Genomic DNA, 17,873 nt, shown 5'->3' on the forward strand with positions numbered 1-17,873 from the left:
ATGACCACCTCGAGCACCCCCGAGTCCATCCTGGCGCGCTTTGCCGCCGACCTGAAGGCCGAAGACATTCCGCCCGCGGTGCTGCGCCGCGCCGAGGACCTGCTCCTCGACTGGATCGGCTCGGCACTGGCCGGCAAGGGCGCGCGCCCGGTCGAGACCATCACCCGCTTCGCGTCCGCCATGGGCGCGGGCGATGGCCGCAGCGAGATCCTGATCCACCGCACGCGCTCCAGCCCCCTGATGGCCGCGATGGCGAATGCCGCGGCCTCGCACTTCGCCGAGCAGGACGACGTGCACAACGGCTCCGTGTTCCATCCGGCCGCCGTGGTGTTCCCGGTGGCGCTCGCGATCGCCCAGGCGCATGGCCTCAGCGGCGCGCAGCTGCTGACCGCGGCGGTCGCCGGCTACGAGGTCGGCATCCGCGTCGGCGAGTTCCTGGGCCGCTCGCACTACAAGATCTTCCACACCACCGGCACCGCGGGCGCCGTGGCCGCCGCGGTGACGGCCGGCCACCTGCTGGCGCTCACGCCCGACCAGATGTCGCATGCCATCGGTTCCGCGGGCACCCAGGCCTCGGGCCTGTGGGAGTTCCTGCGCGACGCCGCCGATTCGAAGCAGCTGCACACGGCGCACGCGGCCGGCGCCGGCCTCACGGCCGCCTACCTGGCCAAGGACGACTTCACGGGCGCGCGGCGCATTCTGACCGGCGCGCAGGGCATGGCCGCGGGCATGTCGAGCGACGCCGATCCGGCGCGGCTCACGGACGGCCTCGGCACACGCTGGGCGCTGGCCGAGACCTCGTTCAAGTTCCACGCCTCGTGCCGCCACACGCACCCCGCGGCCGATGCACTGCAGCAGATCCTGCAGCGCCACCAGCTCGCGGCCGGCGACGTGAAGGCGGTGACGGCGCAGGTGCACCAGGCGGCCATCGACGTCCTCGGCCCGGTCACCGATCCGCAGACCGTGCACCAGTCGAAGTTCTCGATGGGCACCGTGCTCGGCCTGGTGGCCGTGCATGGCCGCGCGGGCCTGGCGGAATTCGACGGACACTTCAAGGACGCCGCGGTCTCGGCCTTCCACGACAAGGTCAGCATGGTCCTCGATGCCGAGGTGGACCGGGCCTATCCAGCGCGATGGATCGGCAAGGTGCATGTTGATACCATCGACGGACGCCGCCTCGAGGGCCGTGTCGACGAGCCCAAGGGCGATCCCGGCAACACCCTCGAGCGCCATGAACTGGAAGAGAAGGCGACGCGCCTGGCCCTCTACCGCGACGGCGCCACGGCCGCCGAGATGCAGAGCGTCATCGGCTGGGCCTGGTCGCTGATGTCGGTGGCGCGCGTCGGCATCCTGCTGGAGCCGGTCGCTTCCCGATGAGCTCGCGGGCCGGGGCGGCGGGCGGGGGGCAACGTCGGAAAGCAAGATGATCCATTTCGATTTGGTAGACCTGCGGCTGTTCCTGGCCATCGCCGAGGCCAACAGCCTCACGCGCGGCGCCGAGGCCACGTTCATGTCGGTCTCGGCGGCGAGCATCCGCGTCAAGAACCTCGAGGAGAGCGTGGGCACCAAGCTGCTGTACCGCAGCAGCCAGGGCGTGACCCTCTCGCCGCCGGGCCAGGCGCTGGCCTATCACGCGCGCCTGGTGGTCGGCCAGCTCGAACACCTGCGCAACGACCTGCAGGAGTACGCCAGCGGCATCAAGGGCCATCTGCGCGTGTTCGCGAGCACGACGGCCATCACCGACTTCCTGCCGGCCGTGATGAGCCGCTACCTCATCACCCATCCCGACGTGAACGTCGACCTGCGCGAGCGCGGCAGCGGCGACATCGTGCGCGCGGTGTCCGACGGCCACACCGACATCGGCATCGTCTCGGGGCGCGTGCGCACCGAGGGGCTCGAGGTCGTGCCCTATCGCGAGGACCGGCTGGTGCTGGTGGTGCCCGATGGCCATGCGCTGGCGGCCCGCTCGCCGGTGCCCTTTGCCGAGACCCTCGAATACGAGCACGTGGTGCTCAACGAGGGCACGGCGATCCATTCGTTCCTGAACCAGATCGCCCGCGACATGAACCGCGTGCTCAAGCCGCGCATCCAGGTCGGCAACTTCGAGGCCTGCTGCAAGATGACCGAATCGAACGTCGGCATCAGCATCATGCCGGGCACCTCGGCCGAGCGTTACCGCCAGTACATGGCGGTCCAGGTCGTGCAGCTCGAGGACGACTGGGCGCTGCGCAACCTGCAGATCTGCTTTCGCAGCCTCGAAGCCTTGCCGGGCTTCGCGCGCGACCTGGTCGAGCTGCTGAAGGCCGACGCGCTGTCGGCCAGGCGCGCGTCGGACAGCTAGATTCCGTTCGCGAGTTCGGGCACGGCCGTGAACAGGTCGGCCACGAGGCCGTAGTCGGCCACCGAGAAGATCGGCGCTTCCTCGTCCTTGTTGATCGCCACGATCACCTTGGAGTCCTTCATGCCGGCCAGATGCTGGATCGCGCCCGAGATGCCCGCGGCGATGTACAGCTGCGGCGCGACGATCTTGCCGGTCTGGCCCACTTGCCAGTCGTTCGGTGCGTAGCCCGCGTCGACGGCGGCGCGGCTGGCACCGAGGCCCGCGCTGAGCTTGTCGGCCAGCGGGGCCATCACTTCGGTGAACTTCTCGGCGCTGCCCAGCGCGCGGCCACCCGAGACGATGATCTTGGCGGCCGTCAGTTCGGGGCGCTCGCTCTTCGTGACCTCGCGGCCCACGAAGCTGCTCTTGCCGCTGTCGGCCACGCCTTCGGCGGTTTCGATCGCTGCGCTGCCACCGGTGGCGGCTGCGGCGTCGAAGCCGGTGGTGCGAACGGTGATCACCTTGGTGGCATCGCTGCTCTGCACGGTGGCGATCGCGTTGCCCGCGTAGATCGGACGTTCGAAGGTGTCGGGGCTGTCGACCTTGGTGATGTCGCTGATCTGCGCGACGTCGAGCTTGGCCGCCACGCGCGGCGCGACGTTCTTGCCGTTGGCGGTCGAGGGGAACAGGATGTGGCTGTAGTTGCCGGCGATCGCAAGGACTTGCGCCGCGACGTTCTCGGCCAGGTTCTCGGCGAGGCTAGGGCTGTCGGCCGCGATGACCTTGGTGACGCCAGCGATCTGGGCCGCGGCCTTGGCGGCTTCGGCCGCGTTGGCGCCGGCCACGAGCACGTGGACGTCGCCACCGCAGGCGAACGCGGCGGTCACGGTGTTGAGGGTGGCCGGCTTGATGCTGGCGTGGTCGTGTTCGGCAATGACGAGTGCGGTCATGTTCGTTGTCTTCCTCAGATCACTTTGGCTTCGTTCTTCAGCTTGTCCACCAGGGTCGCCACGTCGGGCACCTTGATGCCGGCACCGCGCTTCGGCGGTTCCGAGACCTTGAGGGTCTTCAGGCGCGGCTTGACGTCCACGCCGAGGTCCTCGGGCTTGAAGGTGTCGAGCTGCTTCTTCTTGGCCTTCATGATGTTGGGCAGCGTCACGTAGCGCGGCTCGTTGAGGCGCAGGTCGGTCGTGATGACGGCCGGCAGCGTGAGCGAGACGGTCTCGAGGCCGCCGTCGACTTCGCGCGTGACGTTGGCCTTGTCACCGGCGACTTCGACCTTCGAGGCGAAGGTGGCTTGCGGCAGGTCGGCCAGCGCGGCCAGCATCTGGCCAGTCTGGTTGGCATCGTCGTCGATGGCCTGCTTTCCGAGGATGATGAGCGAGGGCTGTTCCTTGTCGACCAGCGCCTTGAGCAGCTTGGCCACGGCCAGCGGCTGCAGCTCTTCCGAGGTCTCGACCAGGATGCCGCGGTCGGCGCCGATGGCCATCGCGGTGCGCAGGGTTTCCTGCGACTTGGCGTCGCCGCACGAGACGGCGATGACCTCGGTCACCACGCCCTTCTCCTTCAGGCGCACGGCCTCTTCGACGGCGATCTCGTCGAAGGGGTTCATGCTCATCTTGACGTTGGCGATGTCCACGCCCGTGCCGTCGCTCTTGACGCGCACCTTCACGTTGTAGTCGACGACCCGCTTGACCGCGACGAAGGCCTTCATGCCTGCGCTCCCGCCGTGCCGGCCAGCTTCAATGCGCGTTCGCCGGCTTCCTGCACGATCGCCTGGGCACGCATCATCACGGGGCGGTCCACCATCTTGCCGTCCACCGCGACGGCGGCACCCGCCGACCGCGCGGCCGCCTCGAGCACGCGGCGCGCCCAGGCGAGTTCCTCGGCGGTGGCGCAGAAGGACGCGTTCACCGCGCCCACCTGCTTCGGATGGATGCACAGCTTGGCGCCGAAGCCGAGCCGCCGCGAGCGCAGCGTGTCGGCCGTGAGCGCGGCCTGGTCGTCGATCGAGGTGCTGACGCCGTCGATCGGCGCGCCCAGCCGGGCCAGGCGCGAGGCCATCACCAGTTGCGCGCGGTAGGGCAGTAGCTCGAGCTCGTCGCCCGAGATGCCCAGATCGAGCTGGAAGTCGATCGAGCCGAACACCAGCCGCTGCACGCCCTGCGCCCGCGCGATGGTGTGGACGTTGTGCAGGCCGGCGGCGGTCTCGATCATCGGAAACACCGCCGTGCCCGCGCCGATGCACGACACGCTGAACACCTCGTCGATGCGCTCCGTCTTCGGCAGCATGATCCCGGCCACGCCGGGCAGGCGGGCCAGCGCCAGGTCGTCCTTGAACCACGGCGTGTCGGCTGCGTTGATGCGGACGATCACGCGATGGTGGGCCGCCAGCCAGGCGGCCACGGAATGGCGCGCCTCGGTCTTGTTCTCGGGAGGCACCGCGTCCTCGAGGTCGATGACGACGGCATCGGCGCCGCAGGCCAGCGCCTTGTCGAAGCGGTCGGGACGGTTCGCGGGCACGAAGAGGAAGGAGCGTTGGGACAGTGTCATGGTTTCGCGAGTGAGTTCGCCATGAAGGATGCCCAGCGCGTACGCACCGCGCAATTTGCGGTTCCACAAGCCGCCATTTCGCGTGGCCAAACACCGGCCGGGTCGTCTTGAGCACTTCTGAAGTGCCTGTTTGCGAATCGCAAATGGCGCCGCGCGCATCGATGTAGGAAGCTTCGTCCACCGATATGAAACGCTACTCACACTGGATCGACGGACAGGAAGCCGCCCCCCTCGGCGGCACCTGGTTCGAAACACACAACCCCTACACCGGCGAGGCATGGGCCGAGATCGCCTCGGGCAGCGCGGCCGACGTGGACGCCGCCGTGCAGGCGGCGCACCGGGCCTTCACCGAGGGCCCGTGGTCGAAGTTCACGGCCACCGAGCGCGGTGCGCTGCTGCGCCGCGTCGGCGACCTGATCGCCCGCGATGCGCGCCGGCTGGCCGAGATCGAGGTGCGCGACAACGGCAAGCTGCTGGCCGAGATGCTGGGGCAGCTCCACTACATCCCCCAGTGGTTCTACTACTTCGGCGGGCTGGCGGACAAGGTCGAGGGGCGCGTGATGCCGCTCGACAAGCCGGGCTACTTCAACTTCACGCGCCGCGAGCCGCTCGGCGTGGTGGCCGCCATCACGCCCTGGAACTCGCCGCTGCTGCTGGCCACGTGGAAGATCGCCCCCGCGCTCGCCGCGGGCTGCACGGTGGTGATCAAGCCCTCGGAGTTCACGTCCGCGTCAAGCCTGGAGTTCGCCCGGCTGTTCGAGGAGGCGGGCTTTCCCGCCGGCGTGGTCAACGTGGTCACGGGCTTCGGCCGCGAGGTGGGCGCCACGCTCGTCGAGCATCCGCGGGTCGCGAAGATCACCTTCACCGGCGCCGACGCCACCGGTCGCGCCATCAACGAGGCGGCCGCGCGCCAGTTCAAGCACGTGAGCCTGGAGCTCGGCGGCAAGTCGCCCAACATCGTCTTCGCGGACGCGAACCTCGACGACGCCGTGAACGGCGCGGTCTCGGGCATCTTCGCCGCCACCGGCCAGACCTGCATCGCGGGCTCGCGCCTGCTGGTGCAGGACGCGGTGTACGACGAGGTGGTCGAGCGCCTGCTGGCGCTGGCGCGCACCGCGCGCATGGGCGACCCGATGTCGATGGACACCCAGGTCGGCCCGGTGACCACGCGGCCCCAGTACGACAAGGTGCTGAGCTACATCCAGATCGCGAAGGACGAGGGCGCCCGGCTGCTGCTCGGCGGCGGTCCCGCCACGGGCGAGGCCTGCGGCAGCGGATGGCTCGTGCAGCCGACGATCTTCGGCGACGTCGACAACGGCATGCGCATCGCGCAGGAGGAGGTCTTCGGCCCCGTGCTCTCGATCATCCGCTTCAAGGACGAGGACGATGCGGTGCGCATCGCCAACGACGTGCGCTTCGGGCTCGGCTCGGGCGTGTGGACGCGCGACATGGGCCGCGCGTTCCGGATGTCCGAGCGGCTGCAGGCCGGCATGGTGTGGATCAACACCTACCGCGCCGTGAGCTTCATGTCGCCGTTCGGCGGCTACAAGGATTCGGGCCTGGGCCGCGAGAACGGCATGGACGCGATCAACGAATACCTGCAGACCAAGAGCGTCTGGATCAACACCGGCGCGGCGACGGCCAACCCCTTCGTCATGCGCTGAGCATCGATCCCTTCTTTCCATCATTCACCACCCCACCCACTCCCATGTCCACCATCGATTGGCCCCAGCAAATCTTCGAAGGCTTCAAGAACCTCGGCGTCCGGCAGGTCGCCTACGTCCCCGACGCGGGCCACAGCCAGCTGATCCGCCTGTGCGAGGCGGACCCCGAGATCCACGCGGTATCGCTCACCACCGAGGAGGAGGGCGTCGCGATGCTGGGCGGTGCCTGGCTCGGCGGCGACCGCGGCGTGCTGCTGCTGCAGTCCAGCGGCGTCGGCAACTGCATCAACATGCTGTCGCTGCAGCACGAGACGCGCATGCCGCTGTTCATGGTCGTGACGATGCGCGGCGAGTGGGGCGAGTTCAACCCCTGGCAGGTCGCGATGGGCAAGTCGACGCAGGCGGTGCTCGAGGACTCGGGCGTGTACGTGTACCGCGCCGATACGCCCGAGGAGGTTCCGCCCACCGTGCTCGCCGGCGCGAAGTTCGCCTACCAGACCGGGCGCAGCGTCGCGGTGCTGATCGGACAGCGCGTCATCGGCACGAAGAATTTCAACAAGTGAGCATCGCCATGTCATCCACAGCCAAGAACCAAGCCGTCCTGAACCGCCGCGAAGTGGTGGCGCGCATCCTTCGCGACCGGGGCGAGGCGCTGGCCATCACCAGCCTGGGCAACCCGACCTTCGACGTGGCCGCCGCGGGCGACGGTCCGCAGAACTTCTACCTCTGGGGCGCGATGGGCGGCGCCGTGATGGTGGGCCTGGGCCTGGCCCGCGCGCAGCCGAAGAAGCGCGTCATCGTGTTCGTCGGCGACGGCGAGATGATGATGGGCCTGGGCTCGCTGGCGACCGCCGCGGTCGACCGCACCGAGAACCTCACGGTCGTCGTGATCGACAACGAGCATTACGCCGAGACCGGCATGCAGCCGGCCCACGCGGGCCGCGGCGTCAACATCACCGAGGTGGCCAAGGCCACGGGCTTCCCGCAGGCGCTGACGGTGCGCACGGCCGCGGAGCTCGAGGAGGCGGTCGACAGGATCCTCAACGGCCAGGGCCCGGTGCTCGCGACCATCAAGGTCACGACCGATCCCGCGCCGACGGCGCTGCCGCCGCGCGACGGCCCGTTCCTGCGCAGCCGCTTTCGCACCGCGCTGCTGGGCGCCGACCCGCACGTCTGAGGCCCGCGGCCCCGCGCAGACCATGGACGCGCTGAGCAAGCTGCTGGCGAAGAACCGCGACTGGGCGAGCGAGGTCGAGACGAGCGAACCCGGCTTCTTCTCGTCGCTGCTGCGCCAGCAGGCACCCAAGTACCTGTGGATCGGATGCGCCGACAGCCGCGTGCCCGCCAACGAGCTCGTGGGCCTGAAGCCCGGTGAGCTCTTCGTGCACCGCAACGTCGCGAACGTGGTGGCGCATTCGGACCTCAACTGCCTCGCGGTCGTGCAGTACGCGGTCGACCTGCTGAAGGTCGAGCACGTGATCGTGGTGGGCCACTCGGGCTGCGGCGGTGTGGGCGCGGCGCTCCGGGGCCTGCGCATCGGCATCGCCGACGCATGGATCCGCCATGTGGCCGACGTGCTCGAGAAGCATGCGGCCTGGTTCGACGAGGTGCCCGAGGAGCGGCGGCTGGACGCGCTGTGCGAGCTCAACGTGGTCGAGCAGACGCTCAACGTCTGCCGTACCGGCGTGGTCCAGGACGCCTGGCGCCGCGGCCAGCCGCTGAGGGTGCATGGCTGGGTCTACGGGCTGCACAACGGCTGGCTCAACGACCTGGAGATGACCGTGGGGCGCCCCGAGGACATCGAGCGCTTCCATGCGTGCGCGATCGCGTCGATCCGATCGCGCCACAAGGCGCCGGCCCGCGTGCCGGAAGCCGCCGTCGAGACGAACTGATTTTCCGCCGCCGCGAGAACGCCTGCCGCCGGACTGCCAGCGGCCGGGGCGCGGCTGCCCGCCACACAACGATCAACCGGAGACATCCCATGGGCCCCATCCAGCGCACACCGAACACGAAGGGCCGCGGCCTCGCCGCCGCGAGCCTCCTGGGCCTCGCGCTCGCCTTCACCTTCGGCCTGCCGGCACGCGCCGACACCGACTACCCCGACAAGCCCGTGCGCCTGATCGTTCCCTTCCCGCCGGGCGGCGGCGGCGACAAGCTGGCGCGCGTGCTGGCGCCGACGCTCGGAGAGCTGCTCAAGACCAGCGTCATCATCGACAACCGCGGCGGCGCCAACGGCAACATCGCGCTGCAGGCGGTGGCCAAGTCCAAGGCCGACGGCTACACGCTCGGCCTCACGCTCACCGATCACATCGCGCTGAGCCCGTCGCTCTACGACAAGCTGGCCTTCGACCCGGTGAAGGACTTCCAGCCGATCGGGCTGATCGCCTCCACGCCCTATGTGTTCACGGTCGACGCGGCCAGCGGCGCGGCCCATCTCGCGGCCGCCATCGCGAAGGCGAAGAAGGACCCGGGCTCGGTGAGCATCGGCTATCCGACCGTGAGCCCGCTGCTGGCGACCGAGCTGCTGCAGAAGCAGTCGGGCGCGAAGTTCAACCTGATTCCCTATCGCGGCATCGCCCAGGGCATGCCCGACATGCTCGGCGGCCGGCTCGACGCCTGGGTCGGGACCAGCGTCACGATGCGCGGCTTCATCGACGGCGGCAAGGTGCGCGGCATCGCCGTCACCTCGGCGCAGCGCTCGCCCGCGCTGCCGGGCGTGCCGACCATCGCCGAGAGCGGCTTCCCGGGCTTCGAGCTCGTGACCTGGTACGGCATCGTGGCACCGGCCGGAACGCCGGCGGCGATCGTCGCGGTGCTGAACGCCAGGCTCAACGAGACGCTGCGCACGCCCGACGTGAGGGCCAAGCTCGAGGCAGACGGTGCGCTGATCCTCGGCGGCGCGCCCGAGCAGCTCTCGCGCGCCCTGCGCGCGGACATGGACCGGCTGGGCCCGCTGATCAAGGCCGCCGGCATCAAGCCCGAGTGACGCGTTGGGTGCAGTCCGCATGAACCCGGTAGACCTCATCGCCCATCTGCGGTCCGTGCTCGGGCCGACCCAGGTGCTCGGTGCCGACCTGGCGGCCCACGAGGCCGACTGGCGCGGCATCTACCACGGGCGCGCGCTGGCCGTGGCGCGCCCGGACACGACCGCCGGCGTCGCGGCGACGCTCGCGGCCTGCGCCGCCGCGGGCGTGAGCGTCGTGACCCAGGGCGGCAATACGGGTCTGGTCGGCGGCGCGGTGCCCGACGACTCGGGCACGCAGCTGGTGCTGAGCACGGCGCGCCTGAACCGCGTGCGCGAGCTCGACCGGCACAACCAGACGCTCACCGTGGAAGCCGGTTGCATCCTGCAATCGGTGCAGGAGGCCGCGGCGGCCGCCGGTTTCCTGTTCCCCCTGAGCCTGGCCGCGGAAGGCAGCTGCACCATCGGCGGCAACCTCGCGAGCAATGCCGGCGGCACGCAGGTGCTGCGCTACGGCAATGCGCGCGACCTGTGCCTGGGCCTGGAAGTGGTCACGCCCGATGGCCGTGTCTGGGAAGGGCTGTCGGGCCTGCGCAAGGACAACACGGGCTACGACCTGCGCAACCTCTACATCGGCAGCGAAGGCACGCTGGGCGTCATCACCGCGGCCACCTTGAAGCTGTTCCCGCGTCCCGTCGCGCAATCGACGGCGTGGGTGGCGGTGCCGTCGGCGGCGGCGGCGCTCGAACTGCTCGCGCTGGCGCGCGAGGGGCTCGGCGCCTCGCTCTCGGGCTTCGAGCTCATGGGGAGCGAGGCGCTCGCGCTGGTCGCGCTGCACTTTCCGGCCTTCAAGGGGCCGTTCTCCGGCGACACGCCCTGGTGCGTGCTGATCGAGCAATCGGCCGAGGGCTCGTCAGCGCAGGCACGGGCGCTGTTCGACCAGTTGCTGGAGCAGGCAATGGAGCGCGAGGTCATCACCGATGCGGTGATCGCCGAGAGCATCGACCAGTCGAACCGGCTCTGGCATGCGCGCGAGTCGATCCCGCTGGCGCAGGCCAAGGAGGGGGCGAACCTCAAGCACGACATCGCCGTGCCGATCTCGCGCATTCCGGCGTTTCTCGAGTCCACCGACCGCGCGCTGCGCGACGCGCTGCCCGCGATCCGCCTGATCACGCTGGGCCATGTGGGCGATGGCAACCTGCACTACAACATCCAGGGCCCGCCGGGCGCGAGCACTTTCGATGAAGCGCAGGCGGCGCTGATCTCGCGCGTGGTCTACGACGGCGTCGCCGCCTACGGCGGATCGATCTCGGCCGAGCACGGCATCGGGCAGTCGAAGGTGCGGGAGCTGCGAAGGACCAAGTCGCCCGTTGCGCTGGCGCTGATGCGGGACATCAAGCGCGCGCTCGATCCCCGCAACCTCCTGAACCCCGGGCGGTTGCTCGAGCTCGACTGAACACGCGGCAGCTTGCCGCTCAATGCATGGCGTCGGAGGCGATGAAGTGGCAGCCGGGCTTCGCGGCGATGGCCGCGTCGAGCAGCGCCGCGGCAATGGCCGCTGCCGGATTGACGCGCCAGCGCGCCGGAAGCAGCGGCCCCAGGCGCCGCGCCCAGGTCAGCGCCATGCCCTCCGCGCGCCTTTCTTCATTGCGCTCGCCGCCGATCAGGCTCGGGCGGCAGATGGTCAGCGAGCGGAATCCGATGGCGCGGATGTCCCGTTCCACTTCGCCCTTGATGCGCGGGTAGAAGAAGAGGGAGCTGGCCGACGCGCCCATGGCCGTGACGATCGCGAAGGTGCCGACACCGGCGGCATGCGCGGCCTGGGCGAAGGCGAGCGGCAGCTCGTGGTCGACGTGGCGGAAGGCCTCCTTCGAACCGGCTTTGGCCTGCGTCGTGCCCAGCGCGCAGACGACGGCATCGGGCCGGTGCGCGATGCAGGCCGGCACCAGGTCCTCGAGCTTCGAGGCGACCGGGTTCACCAGCCTGGCGTGGGCCGCGAGCGGCGTTCGCGTCGGCGCGATCACCTCGGAGAAGGCGTCGTTCGAGAGCGCGAGCTGCAGTGCCCGGCCGCCCACCAATCCCGTCGCACCCAACAGCAGCAGTTTCATGTCGATCGCCTCGCGTGGTTCACCGCGGGCCATTGTGCGGCCCGATCAGGCCTGTGCGTCCAGGTCATGTTCGTACGCTTCCAGCGCCTTCGGCTTGCCGAACAGGTAGCCCTGGTAGAGGTGGCAGCCGTGGCGCTCGAGGAACTCGCGCTGCGCCTGCGTCTCCACGCCCTCGGCCACGATCTGCAGCTCGAGGTTGAGCGCCATGCCGATGATGGTCTGGATCACCAGCTCCACCTTCGGGTTGAGGCCGATGCCGTGCACGAAGTACTTGTCGACCTTGATCTGGTTGAGCGGCAACTGGATCATGTACGACAGCGACGAGAAGCCGGTGCCGAAGTCGTCCATCGAGAACTGGATGCCCATGCCGGCCAGGGTCTTCATCTTGGCGATGGTGTCGGCGACCTTGAACTGCAACAGGCTTTCGGTCAGCTCGAGCTTGAGCTGGCGCGGATCGGCGCCGGTGCGCTCGAGCACGCGGGCGACCTGCTTGACGAAGTCGTCGGTGCGGAACTGCCGCGCGCTCACGTTGACCGACAGCTGCAGGTGCGCGCGGCGCGGGTCCTCGCTCCAGGCCGCGAGCTGGCGGCAGGCGGTCTCGAGCACCCACAGGCCCAGCGGGATGATGAGCCCGGTGTCCTCGGCCGCGGCGATGAACTCGCCGGGTGCCAGCAGGCCGCGCGTGGGATGTTGCCAGCGCACCAGCACCTCGGCCGCGACCACGCGGTCCTCGCTCGTGACCTGGCTCTGGTAGTGCAGCACGAACTGCCGCTGCTCGACGGCCGCGTGCAGCTCGTTCTCCAGCGCCGCGCGCGCGGTGATGCTGGTCTGCATGCTGGTCTCGAAGAAGCGCAGCGCGTTGCCGCCGGCGGTCTTGGCGTAGTACATCGCGATGTCGGCCTGCTTGATGACCTCGTCGAGCGAGGCGTCGGCGGTGTCGAACAGCGACACGCCGATGCTGCAGGTGCTGTGGTGCTGCTGGCCGCCGAGCTGGTAGGGCCGGTTGAGCTGCTCGAGGATGGCCGCGCCCATGGCCTCGGTCTCCGAGGTCGCGATCAGCCGCCGCTCGTGCAGCTCGGCCAGCATCACGACGAACTCGTCGCCGCCCAGCCGCGCCACGGTGTCGCCGCGGCGCAGGCAGGCGGTCAGGCGCTTGGCCACCTGCTTGAGCATCACGTCGCCGGTGTCGTGGCCGTGCGCGTCGTTCACGGTCTTGAAGTTGTCGAGGTCGAGGAACAGCAGCGCGCTCCAGCGCGAGCGCCCCGGCGCGGCATCGACGGCCTGCTTGATGCGGTCCACCAGCAGGCGCCGGTTGGGCAAGCCGGTGAGCGTGTCGTAGAAGGCGAGCTGCTCGACCTCGTCGGCCGCCTGCTTGCTCTCGGTGATGTTGCGCAGGATCACGATGAAGCGCGGATCGGCCTGCGCGCCGCTGGCCTTGCGCGAGACCGAGATCTCGAACCAGGCCTTGCTGCGCGCGTAGCGGCGTTCGAACTGGCGCCCGCTCGAGCGCCCGGTCTGGTTGGCTTCCTTGAGCGCCGCCATGACCTCCGCGCTCGCCTGCGGCGGCAGCAGCTCCTGCAGCCGGCGGCCGGCCGGCTGGTCGACCTGGATGCCCGGCAGCGGCACGCGCGGCGCATGGTGGCCGTGGCAGATGCCGTCGAGGCCGACCTCGAGCAGCAGGTCGGGCAGCGCCTCGAGCGTGGCCTGCAGCTGCGCCTTGCTCTCGACGATCGCGGCCATGTGGCGCCGCTTCTCGGTGATGTCCTGGTAGACGCAGACGGTGCCGCCGTCGGGCGTGCGGCTGCGCGTGGCGTGCAGCACGCGGCCGTCCTCGAGCACCGCCTCCTGCTCGGAATGGTCCTGCGCGAGCTGCGGCATGTTGAGCGCCAGCCAGCCGGGCGGGCCGCCCTCGTGCACCACGTGGCGCGCGGTCTCGGTCATCAGCTCGCGAAACGGCAGCTGCGGCGCGAGCAGCGGCCGCACCCACGGGAACATCGCGACGAAGCTGTGGTTCCAGGCCAGCACGCGGTCCTCGGCATCGAGCAGCACGAAGCCGCCGATCATCGACTCGAGCGCCTGGTCGAGCGTGGCCTTGGAGCGCACCAGTTCCTGCCGCGACTGCCACTGGCGCCGCAGCTGCAGGTGGGTGAAGGCCGCGATCGCGAGGATCAGCGCGCCGATGACCACGCCGGTCCAGGCGATGCGGTCGCGCTCCTGGCGCCAGTCGCGCAGCGCCGCGTCGAGCGGGATGCTCGCGACGATCAGCAGGTTGCGGTGCAGCGTCGGGCGCGCCACCAGGATCGCGGGCACGCCGCTCAGGCGCGCGGCCATGCGCACCGGCTTGCCGTCGCTGGTCTGCTCGCTGAGCGCGGGCTCGAGCTGCCGGCCCAGCAGGTCGTCGCGCGCCGGCACGCTCACCAGCAGCGGGCCGGCATCGCGCTCGAGCGTGATCTCCAGGCCCGGGATCGCCGCGCCCTGCATCGTCACCATGGCCAGCAGCGGGATCTGCACCTCGGCCACCGCCAGCACACGGCTGCCGTCGGCCAGCGGCACGGCGCGCGCGAAGAACACCACCTTCTGCAGCGTGGCCGGGCTGGCGATCGGCGCGCTCACGGCCATGGTCGACAGCGGCTGCGCCAGCACCGAGCGCGCGAAGCCCTCGGGCAGCGCCATCGGCAGCCGCGCGCCGCGGCGGTCGGAGGAGGCGAGCGGCGTGCCGTCCGCGTCGACGAAGGCGACGAAGCGCACCAGCAGGTTCTGCCGCACCAGGTTGACGATCAGCCGCTGCACCTCGGGCCGCGCCGCCTCCTCGGCGAGGCGCTCGCGCGGCACGGCGCGCAGCTGCTCGCCGGCGCCGGCGAGCAGCATGTCGATGCTCAGCAGCGCGCGGTTGAGCGCGGCCTCGGAGCCGCCGACGAAGCGCATGGCCTGGGTCTCGGCGTTCTCGATCGCCTTGGCGCGCGCCTCCCAGATGATGCTGGCGGCCACGGTCCCCAGCGTGCCGAGGAACAGCAGCGCCACGCCGTACACCACGGCGGCGACGCGACGCGAGAAGCGCTGCGTCATCGCGAGAGCGGGGCGCGCAGGCCCACCACGGGACCGACGGTGTCGTTCCAGACCTGCGCGCAGACCGGGCCGCAGCGCTGCAGCCAGGCCGGCAGCACGCGGGTCGCGAGGATCTCGCGGCGCCGGACGTCGTCCTGCGGCGTGGGCGCGACCGCGGTCATGCGGCCGCGAACCGGCTTGCTGCAGGCGTCGGCGCCGGTGTTGCAGGCGATGCCCTCGGTGGTCTCGCGTTCGGACTCGGCCCACACCGCGGCCTCGAGCTTCGGCAGCTCCTGGCGCAGCACCGCCCGCAGGTCCGGCGGCAGCGCCTCGAGGCTCTCGCGGTTGGCAGCGAACACCGCCAGGCCCCAGCTCAGCGGCATGGTGTAGAGCGCGCTCGTGAGCGCGTGCAGGCCCAGCGTGTGGCCCGACATGGTGCCGGTGATCGCGCAGTCGGTGTTGCCCGAACGCAGGTTCGGCACGATCTCGGCGAACTCGGTGTAGACCGGCGTGGCGCCGAGCGCGCGGATGAAGTCGGCCTGCGTGGCGCTCGACACGCGCACGCGCCGCTGCGCGAGGTCGGCCAGCCGCGCGACCGGGGCGGTTGCAGAACACGGCTTGCGCCGGGTAGATGTAGATCGCCAGCAGCTCGGCGCCGTAGCGCTCGCGCAGCGTGGCCGCGAGATAGGGGCGAAAGGCCGCGACCACCCGGCGCAGGGTGGCGATGTCGGGGTTGAGCCCGGCCATGTCGGGTGTGCCGAGCTCGGGGAACTGCATCGCCATCTGGCTCATGAGCGCCGTGCCGAAGGGCACCACGCCGAGCTGGATCAGGTTGAGCATCTCCTGGCCCGGCACGCCCGCGCGGTCGAAGGGCACGATGCTGGCGCTGTAGCGCCCGCCGGTGAGCGCCGCGAGCTCGCGGGCCCAGAAGTTCTCCTCGTGGCGCGTGTACTGCGTGATGCCGCCGAGCCCGCCGACGATGCGCAGGCGCTGCACCGGGGCTTCCGCCGGGGACGGCGGTGGAGACGGGACCTGTGCCTGGCAGGCCAGCGATGCCAGCAGGGCGAGCGCGGCGAGCAGGCGCATCAGGCGAGGCCCGTTCCGCCGGCCAGCGGCCCGGCCTGGGTCGGCCGCGCCGGGGCCCGTGTGCGTGTCGGCGTAGAAGGCGAAGCCCGGCCCCTGGCGCTGCTGCTTGACGCGGTACATCGCCTGGTCGGCGCAGCGCAGCAGCTGGGCCAGCGTGCGGCCGTCCTCGGGGTTGCAGGCGATGCCCAGGCTCATGCCGACCGAGACCTCGGCGCCATCGGCCTCGATGGGCTGCAGGCCGGCGTCGACGATGCGGCGTGCCATCTGCGCGAGCGCCTCGCGCGAGGGCCGGCCCGGCACCAGGATCGCGAACTCGTCGCCGCCCAGGCGCGCCACCGTGTCGCTCGCGCGCAGCTGCGAGCGCAGCCGCGCCACCGTCTGCACCAGCACTGCGTCGCCGACCGCGTGGCCGTGGCCGTCGTTGACCTCCTTGAAGCCGTCGAGGTCGAGCAGCATCAGCGCGAAGGGCTGGCCGTTGCGCAGCCATTCCTCGCCGCGGCTCTCCAGGCCGGCGCGGCTCGCGGCGCCGGTCAGCGCGTCGGTGCCCAGCGCCTCCACCAGCTGCTGGGTGCGCGCCGTCAGCGCCTGCTCGGAACGCAGCACCAGCCGCAGGCGCGAGGCCATCGCCACCGCGAACACCACCAGCTCGGCCACCAGCGCCGCCTGCGAGACGTTCATCTGGCCGGGCGCCCATTCGATCCAGCCCCAGCTCGCGAACACGATCGCGCCGATGCCCGCCAGCAGCAGTCCGACCCCGATGCAATAGAGCACGGCCGGCCAGTAGCGCCGGCGGATCGCGAACATCGCGCCGATCACCATCACCGCCGTCGAGGCCACCACCGACATCTGCACCAGCCGGAAGGTGATCAGCGGATGGGCGCCCCAGTGCGCGTAGGGAATGGCCAGCAGCAGCGCGACCGAGAAGGCCTGCACCAGCCGGTCGAGCAGCGGCGCGAAGTGCGACAGCCGCAGCAGCCGCCGGCCGAACTGCAGCTTGCACAGCGCCCACAGCGCCGGCCCGGCCGTGTAGGCGAAGCCGGCGCCGGCCGGCCAGTGGGCGAACGGATAGCGCAGCGCATGGCCGTTGATGCTCGCGAGCGCCAGCAGGCCGCAGAGGCAGGCCAGCATGTAGTAGGCGTAGAGCGCCTCGCCGAACACCACGAACAGCACCAGGCCGTAGACCGTGAGCCCGAGCAGCAGGCCGTAGCTCACGCCGTCGAACATGCGCTTGTCCTGCGTCGACTGCAGGTAGTCCGCCGGGTCCCAGAGCGTCACGTCGTAGATGCGCGCGAAGGTCGACTCGACGCGGAAGTACACCGTGTAGACGCCCCGGCCCCGGCAGCTCGAAGCGCCAGGCCATCTGCTCGGAGGCGGCCGGCCGCGTGGCCCAGGGGTGGCGCATGCCGGTGACCACCGGCTCGGCCAGCGCGTGGCCGGTGGTGTCGAAGGGGCCGTAGAAGCGGATGTCGCGCGTCGACACCGTGGGCACCAGCATCAGCCATTCGCGCGCCGCATCGGCCGGGTCCTGCAGCTGCATCTGCAGCTTGAACCACAGCACGCGGTCGGATTCCTGGCCGCGCAGCGGCTGGTCGGGCAGGGTGAAGCGCGCTTCCTGGGCCGGGGTGCGGACCTCGTCGATGCTCAGGGCGCGGGTCGTGTCCTCGAAGAACTGGAGCTGCAGCACCGCGGGCAGGCCGGCGGCCTGGCGCGCGAGCGAGAGCACCGGCGCTCGGGTGTCGGGCGGCGGCGCGCCCAGGGCCGGCGTCAGCGCGGCGAACAGCAGCCACAGCGCCAGCAGCCAGTGCCGGGGCGCGCGGTGCGCGGCGCGTGGGCGTGCCGGTCCGTCCTCATCCTCGAAGGCGCGAGACCGGACGAACGCGGATTCCAGGGACATGGGGCGAACGGAGACGCGCCGCTGCCAGGCGGCATGAATGAAGAAGTTTGCAATTGTGTCCTACGGACTTCGGTGGGTGGGCCGGGGCGTGGCCTGGTTGCCACGGGTGGCCGACGAACGGTTCGGGAGTCTTCCAGAGGCAGGCGGTTTCGAGCCCATTCCCGGGCTCCGGCGCGGAGATTGCGCGGCCAATTCGCCGCACATTCTGCGGTGAATAAGTTGCCACCGCGGCGAATCCGGC

The 17,873-nt window shown here is 70.6% G+C and carries 14 protein-coding genes and 2 pseudogenes; 8 read left to right on the forward strand and 8 right to left on the reverse strand.

The features are described 5' to 3' along the window. Together ACHMXE_RS10005 and ACHMXE_RS10010 are read left to right on the forward strand one after the other, a co-directional pair. Positions 1–1,377, forward strand: coding sequence for an MmgE/PrpD family protein (locus ACHMXE_RS10005; protein ID WP_395345862.1), 1,377 nt, complete (start codon positions 1–3; stop codon positions 1,375–1,377). Between the two features lie 46 nt (positions 1,378–1,423). After that, positions 1,424–2,341 carry a LysR family transcriptional regulator gene (locus tag ACHMXE_RS10010; RefSeq protein ID WP_395345863.1) on the forward strand — a complete coding sequence of 306 codons (918 nt, stop codon included), beginning with the start codon at positions 1,424–1,426 and terminating at the stop codon, positions 2,339–2,341. On the opposite strand, the gene ACHMXE_RS10015 is transcribed toward ACHMXE_RS10010, so the two are convergent. Genes ACHMXE_RS10015 through ACHMXE_RS10025 form a run of 3 tightly spaced genes read right to left on the reverse strand, consistent with a single transcriptional unit; the run spans position 2,338 to position 4,873 of the window. Further along, positions 2,338–3,270 (reverse strand): electron transfer flavoprotein subunit alpha/FixB family protein, encoded by a 933-nt coding sequence (locus ACHMXE_RS10015; protein WP_395345864.1) that lies wholly within the window; start codon positions 3,268–3,270, stop codon positions 2,338–2,340. The two genes, ACHMXE_RS10010 and ACHMXE_RS10015, sit on opposite strands and share 4 nt — an antisense overlap. A gap of 14 nt (positions 3,271–3,284) precedes the next feature. Next, positions 3,285–4,034, reverse strand: coding sequence for an electron transfer flavoprotein subunit beta/FixA family protein (locus ACHMXE_RS10020; protein WP_203207639.1), 750 nt, complete (start codon positions 4,032–4,034; stop codon positions 3,285–3,287). Then, positions 4,031–4,873, reverse strand: coding sequence for a CoA ester lyase (locus ACHMXE_RS10025; protein WP_203207638.1), 843 nt, complete (start codon positions 4,871–4,873; stop codon positions 4,031–4,033). Before ACHMXE_RS10025 ends, ACHMXE_RS10020 begins: the two co-directional genes overlap by 4 nt. 185 nt (positions 4,874–5,058) lie before the next feature. Between ACHMXE_RS10025 and ACHMXE_RS10030 the strand changes: the two genes are divergently transcribed. From ACHMXE_RS10030 to ACHMXE_RS10055, 6 genes are all read left to right on the forward strand, one after another. Continuing rightward, the gene (locus tag ACHMXE_RS10030; protein ID WP_395345865.1) at positions 5,059–6,537 is read left to right on the forward strand and encodes an aldehyde dehydrogenase; all 1,479 of its coding nucleotides are present in this window, start codon (positions 5,059–5,061) and stop codon (positions 6,535–6,537) included. A gap of 44 nt (positions 6,538–6,581) precedes the next feature. Further along, positions 6,582–7,100, forward strand: coding sequence for a thiamine pyrophosphate-binding protein (locus ACHMXE_RS10035; RefSeq protein ID WP_203207636.1), 519 nt, complete (start codon positions 6,582–6,584; stop codon positions 7,098–7,100). Positions 7,101–7,108: 8 nt separating this feature from the next. Next, positions 7,109–7,714 (forward strand): thiamine pyrophosphate-dependent enzyme, encoded by a 606-nt coding sequence (locus tag ACHMXE_RS10040; protein ID WP_395345866.1) that lies wholly within the window; start codon positions 7,109–7,111, stop codon positions 7,712–7,714. A gap of 22 nt (positions 7,715–7,736) precedes the next feature. Then, a complete protein-coding gene (gene can, locus ACHMXE_RS10045) occupies positions 7,737–8,429 on the forward strand; it encodes a carbonate dehydratase (RefSeq protein ID WP_203207634.1) in 693 nt (230 codons plus the stop codon). 89 nt (positions 8,430–8,518) lie between these two features. After that, the gene (locus ACHMXE_RS10050) at positions 8,519–9,523 is read left to right on the forward strand and encodes a tripartite tricarboxylate transporter substrate-binding protein (protein WP_209544408.1); all 1,005 of its coding nucleotides are present in this window, start codon (positions 8,519–8,521) and stop codon (positions 9,521–9,523) included. A 19-nt stretch (positions 9,524–9,542) separates the two neighbouring features. Continuing rightward, positions 9,543–10,955, forward strand: coding sequence for an FAD-binding oxidoreductase (locus tag ACHMXE_RS10055; RefSeq protein ID WP_395345867.1), 1,413 nt, complete (start codon positions 9,543–9,545; stop codon positions 10,953–10,955). A 19-nt stretch (positions 10,956–10,974) separates the two neighbouring features. On the opposite strand, the gene ACHMXE_RS10060 is transcribed toward ACHMXE_RS10055, so the two are convergent. The 5 genes and pseudogenes from ACHMXE_RS10060 to ACHMXE_RS10080 form a co-directional block, all read right to left on the reverse strand. Then, positions 10,975–11,607: an NAD(P)H-binding protein gene (locus ACHMXE_RS10060; RefSeq protein WP_203207631.1), complete on the reverse strand. Its 633-nt coding sequence runs from the start codon at positions 11,605–11,607 to the stop codon at positions 10,975–10,977. Positions 11,608–11,652: 45 nt separating this feature from the next. After that, a complete protein-coding gene (locus ACHMXE_RS10065) occupies positions 11,653–14,673 on the reverse strand; it encodes an EAL domain-containing protein (RefSeq protein ID WP_395347338.1) in 3,021 nt (1,006 codons plus the stop codon). Then, the gene (locus tag ACHMXE_RS10070) at positions 14,670–15,215 is read right to left on the reverse strand and encodes a hypothetical protein (protein ID WP_395347339.1); all 546 of its coding nucleotides are present in this window, start codon (positions 15,213–15,215) and stop codon (positions 14,670–14,672) included. Before ACHMXE_RS10070 ends, ACHMXE_RS10065 begins: the two co-directional genes overlap by 4 nt. 676 nt (positions 15,216–15,891) lie before the next feature. Beyond that, a pseudogene (locus ACHMXE_RS10075) lies at positions 15,892–16,962 on the reverse strand (diguanylate cyclase domain-containing protein); the annotation flags it as partial. A gap of 166 nt (positions 16,963–17,128) precedes the next feature. Beyond that, positions 17,129–17,632 (reverse strand): annotated as a pseudogene (locus ACHMXE_RS10080) (7TM-DISM domain-containing protein); the annotation flags it as partial. Positions 17,633–17,873 lie beyond the last annotated feature (241 nt).

It is taken from the genome of Variovorax sp. UC122_21, from assembly GCF_044056785.1.
Taxonomy (GTDB): domain Bacteria; phylum Pseudomonadota; class Gammaproteobacteria; order Burkholderiales; family Burkholderiaceae_C; genus Variovorax.

Excerpts from the sequence above, each read along its gene's own strand:
- ACHMXE_RS10005 (WP_395345862.1), top strand. The coding sequence starts at position 1 with ATGACCACCTCGAGCACCCCCGAGTCCATCCTGGCGCGCTTTGCCGCC.
- ACHMXE_RS10010 (WP_395345863.1), top strand. The coding sequence starts at position 1,424 with ATGATCCATTTCGATTTGGTAGACCTGCGGCTGTTCCTGGCCATCGCC.
- ACHMXE_RS10015 (WP_395345864.1), bottom strand. The coding sequence starts at position 3,270 with ATGACCGCACTCGTCATTGCCGAACACGACCACGCCAGCATCAAGCCG.
- ACHMXE_RS10020 (WP_203207639.1), bottom strand. The coding sequence starts at position 4,034 with ATGAAGGCCTTCGTCGCGGTCAAGCGGGTCGTCGACTACAACGTGAAG.
- ACHMXE_RS10025 (WP_203207638.1), bottom strand. The coding sequence starts at position 4,873 with ATGACACTGTCCCAACGCTCCTTCCTCTTCGTGCCCGCGAACCGTCCC.
- ACHMXE_RS10030 (WP_395345865.1), top strand. The coding sequence starts at position 5,059 with ATGAAACGCTACTCACACTGGATCGACGGACAGGAAGCCGCCCCCCTC.
- ACHMXE_RS10035 (WP_203207636.1), top strand. The coding sequence starts at position 6,582 with ATGTCCACCATCGATTGGCCCCAGCAAATCTTCGAAGGCTTCAAGAAC.
- ACHMXE_RS10040 (WP_395345866.1), top strand. The coding sequence starts at position 7,109 with ATGTCATCCACAGCCAAGAACCAAGCCGTCCTGAACCGCCGCGAAGTG.
- can (WP_203207634.1), top strand. The coding sequence starts at position 7,737 with ATGGACGCGCTGAGCAAGCTGCTGGCGAAGAACCGCGACTGGGCGAGC.
- ACHMXE_RS10050 (WP_209544408.1), top strand. The coding sequence starts at position 8,519 with ATGGGCCCCATCCAGCGCACACCGAACACGAAGGGCCGCGGCCTCGCC.
- ACHMXE_RS10055 (WP_395345867.1), top strand. The coding sequence starts at position 9,543 with ATGAACCCGGTAGACCTCATCGCCCATCTGCGGTCCGTGCTCGGGCCG.
- ACHMXE_RS10060 (WP_203207631.1), bottom strand. The coding sequence starts at position 11,607 with ATGAAACTGCTGCTGTTGGGTGCGACGGGATTGGTGGGCGGCCGGGCA.
- ACHMXE_RS10065 (WP_395347338.1), bottom strand. The coding sequence starts at position 14,673 with ATGACGCAGCGCTTCTCGCGTCGCGTCGCCGCCGTGGTGTACGGCGTG.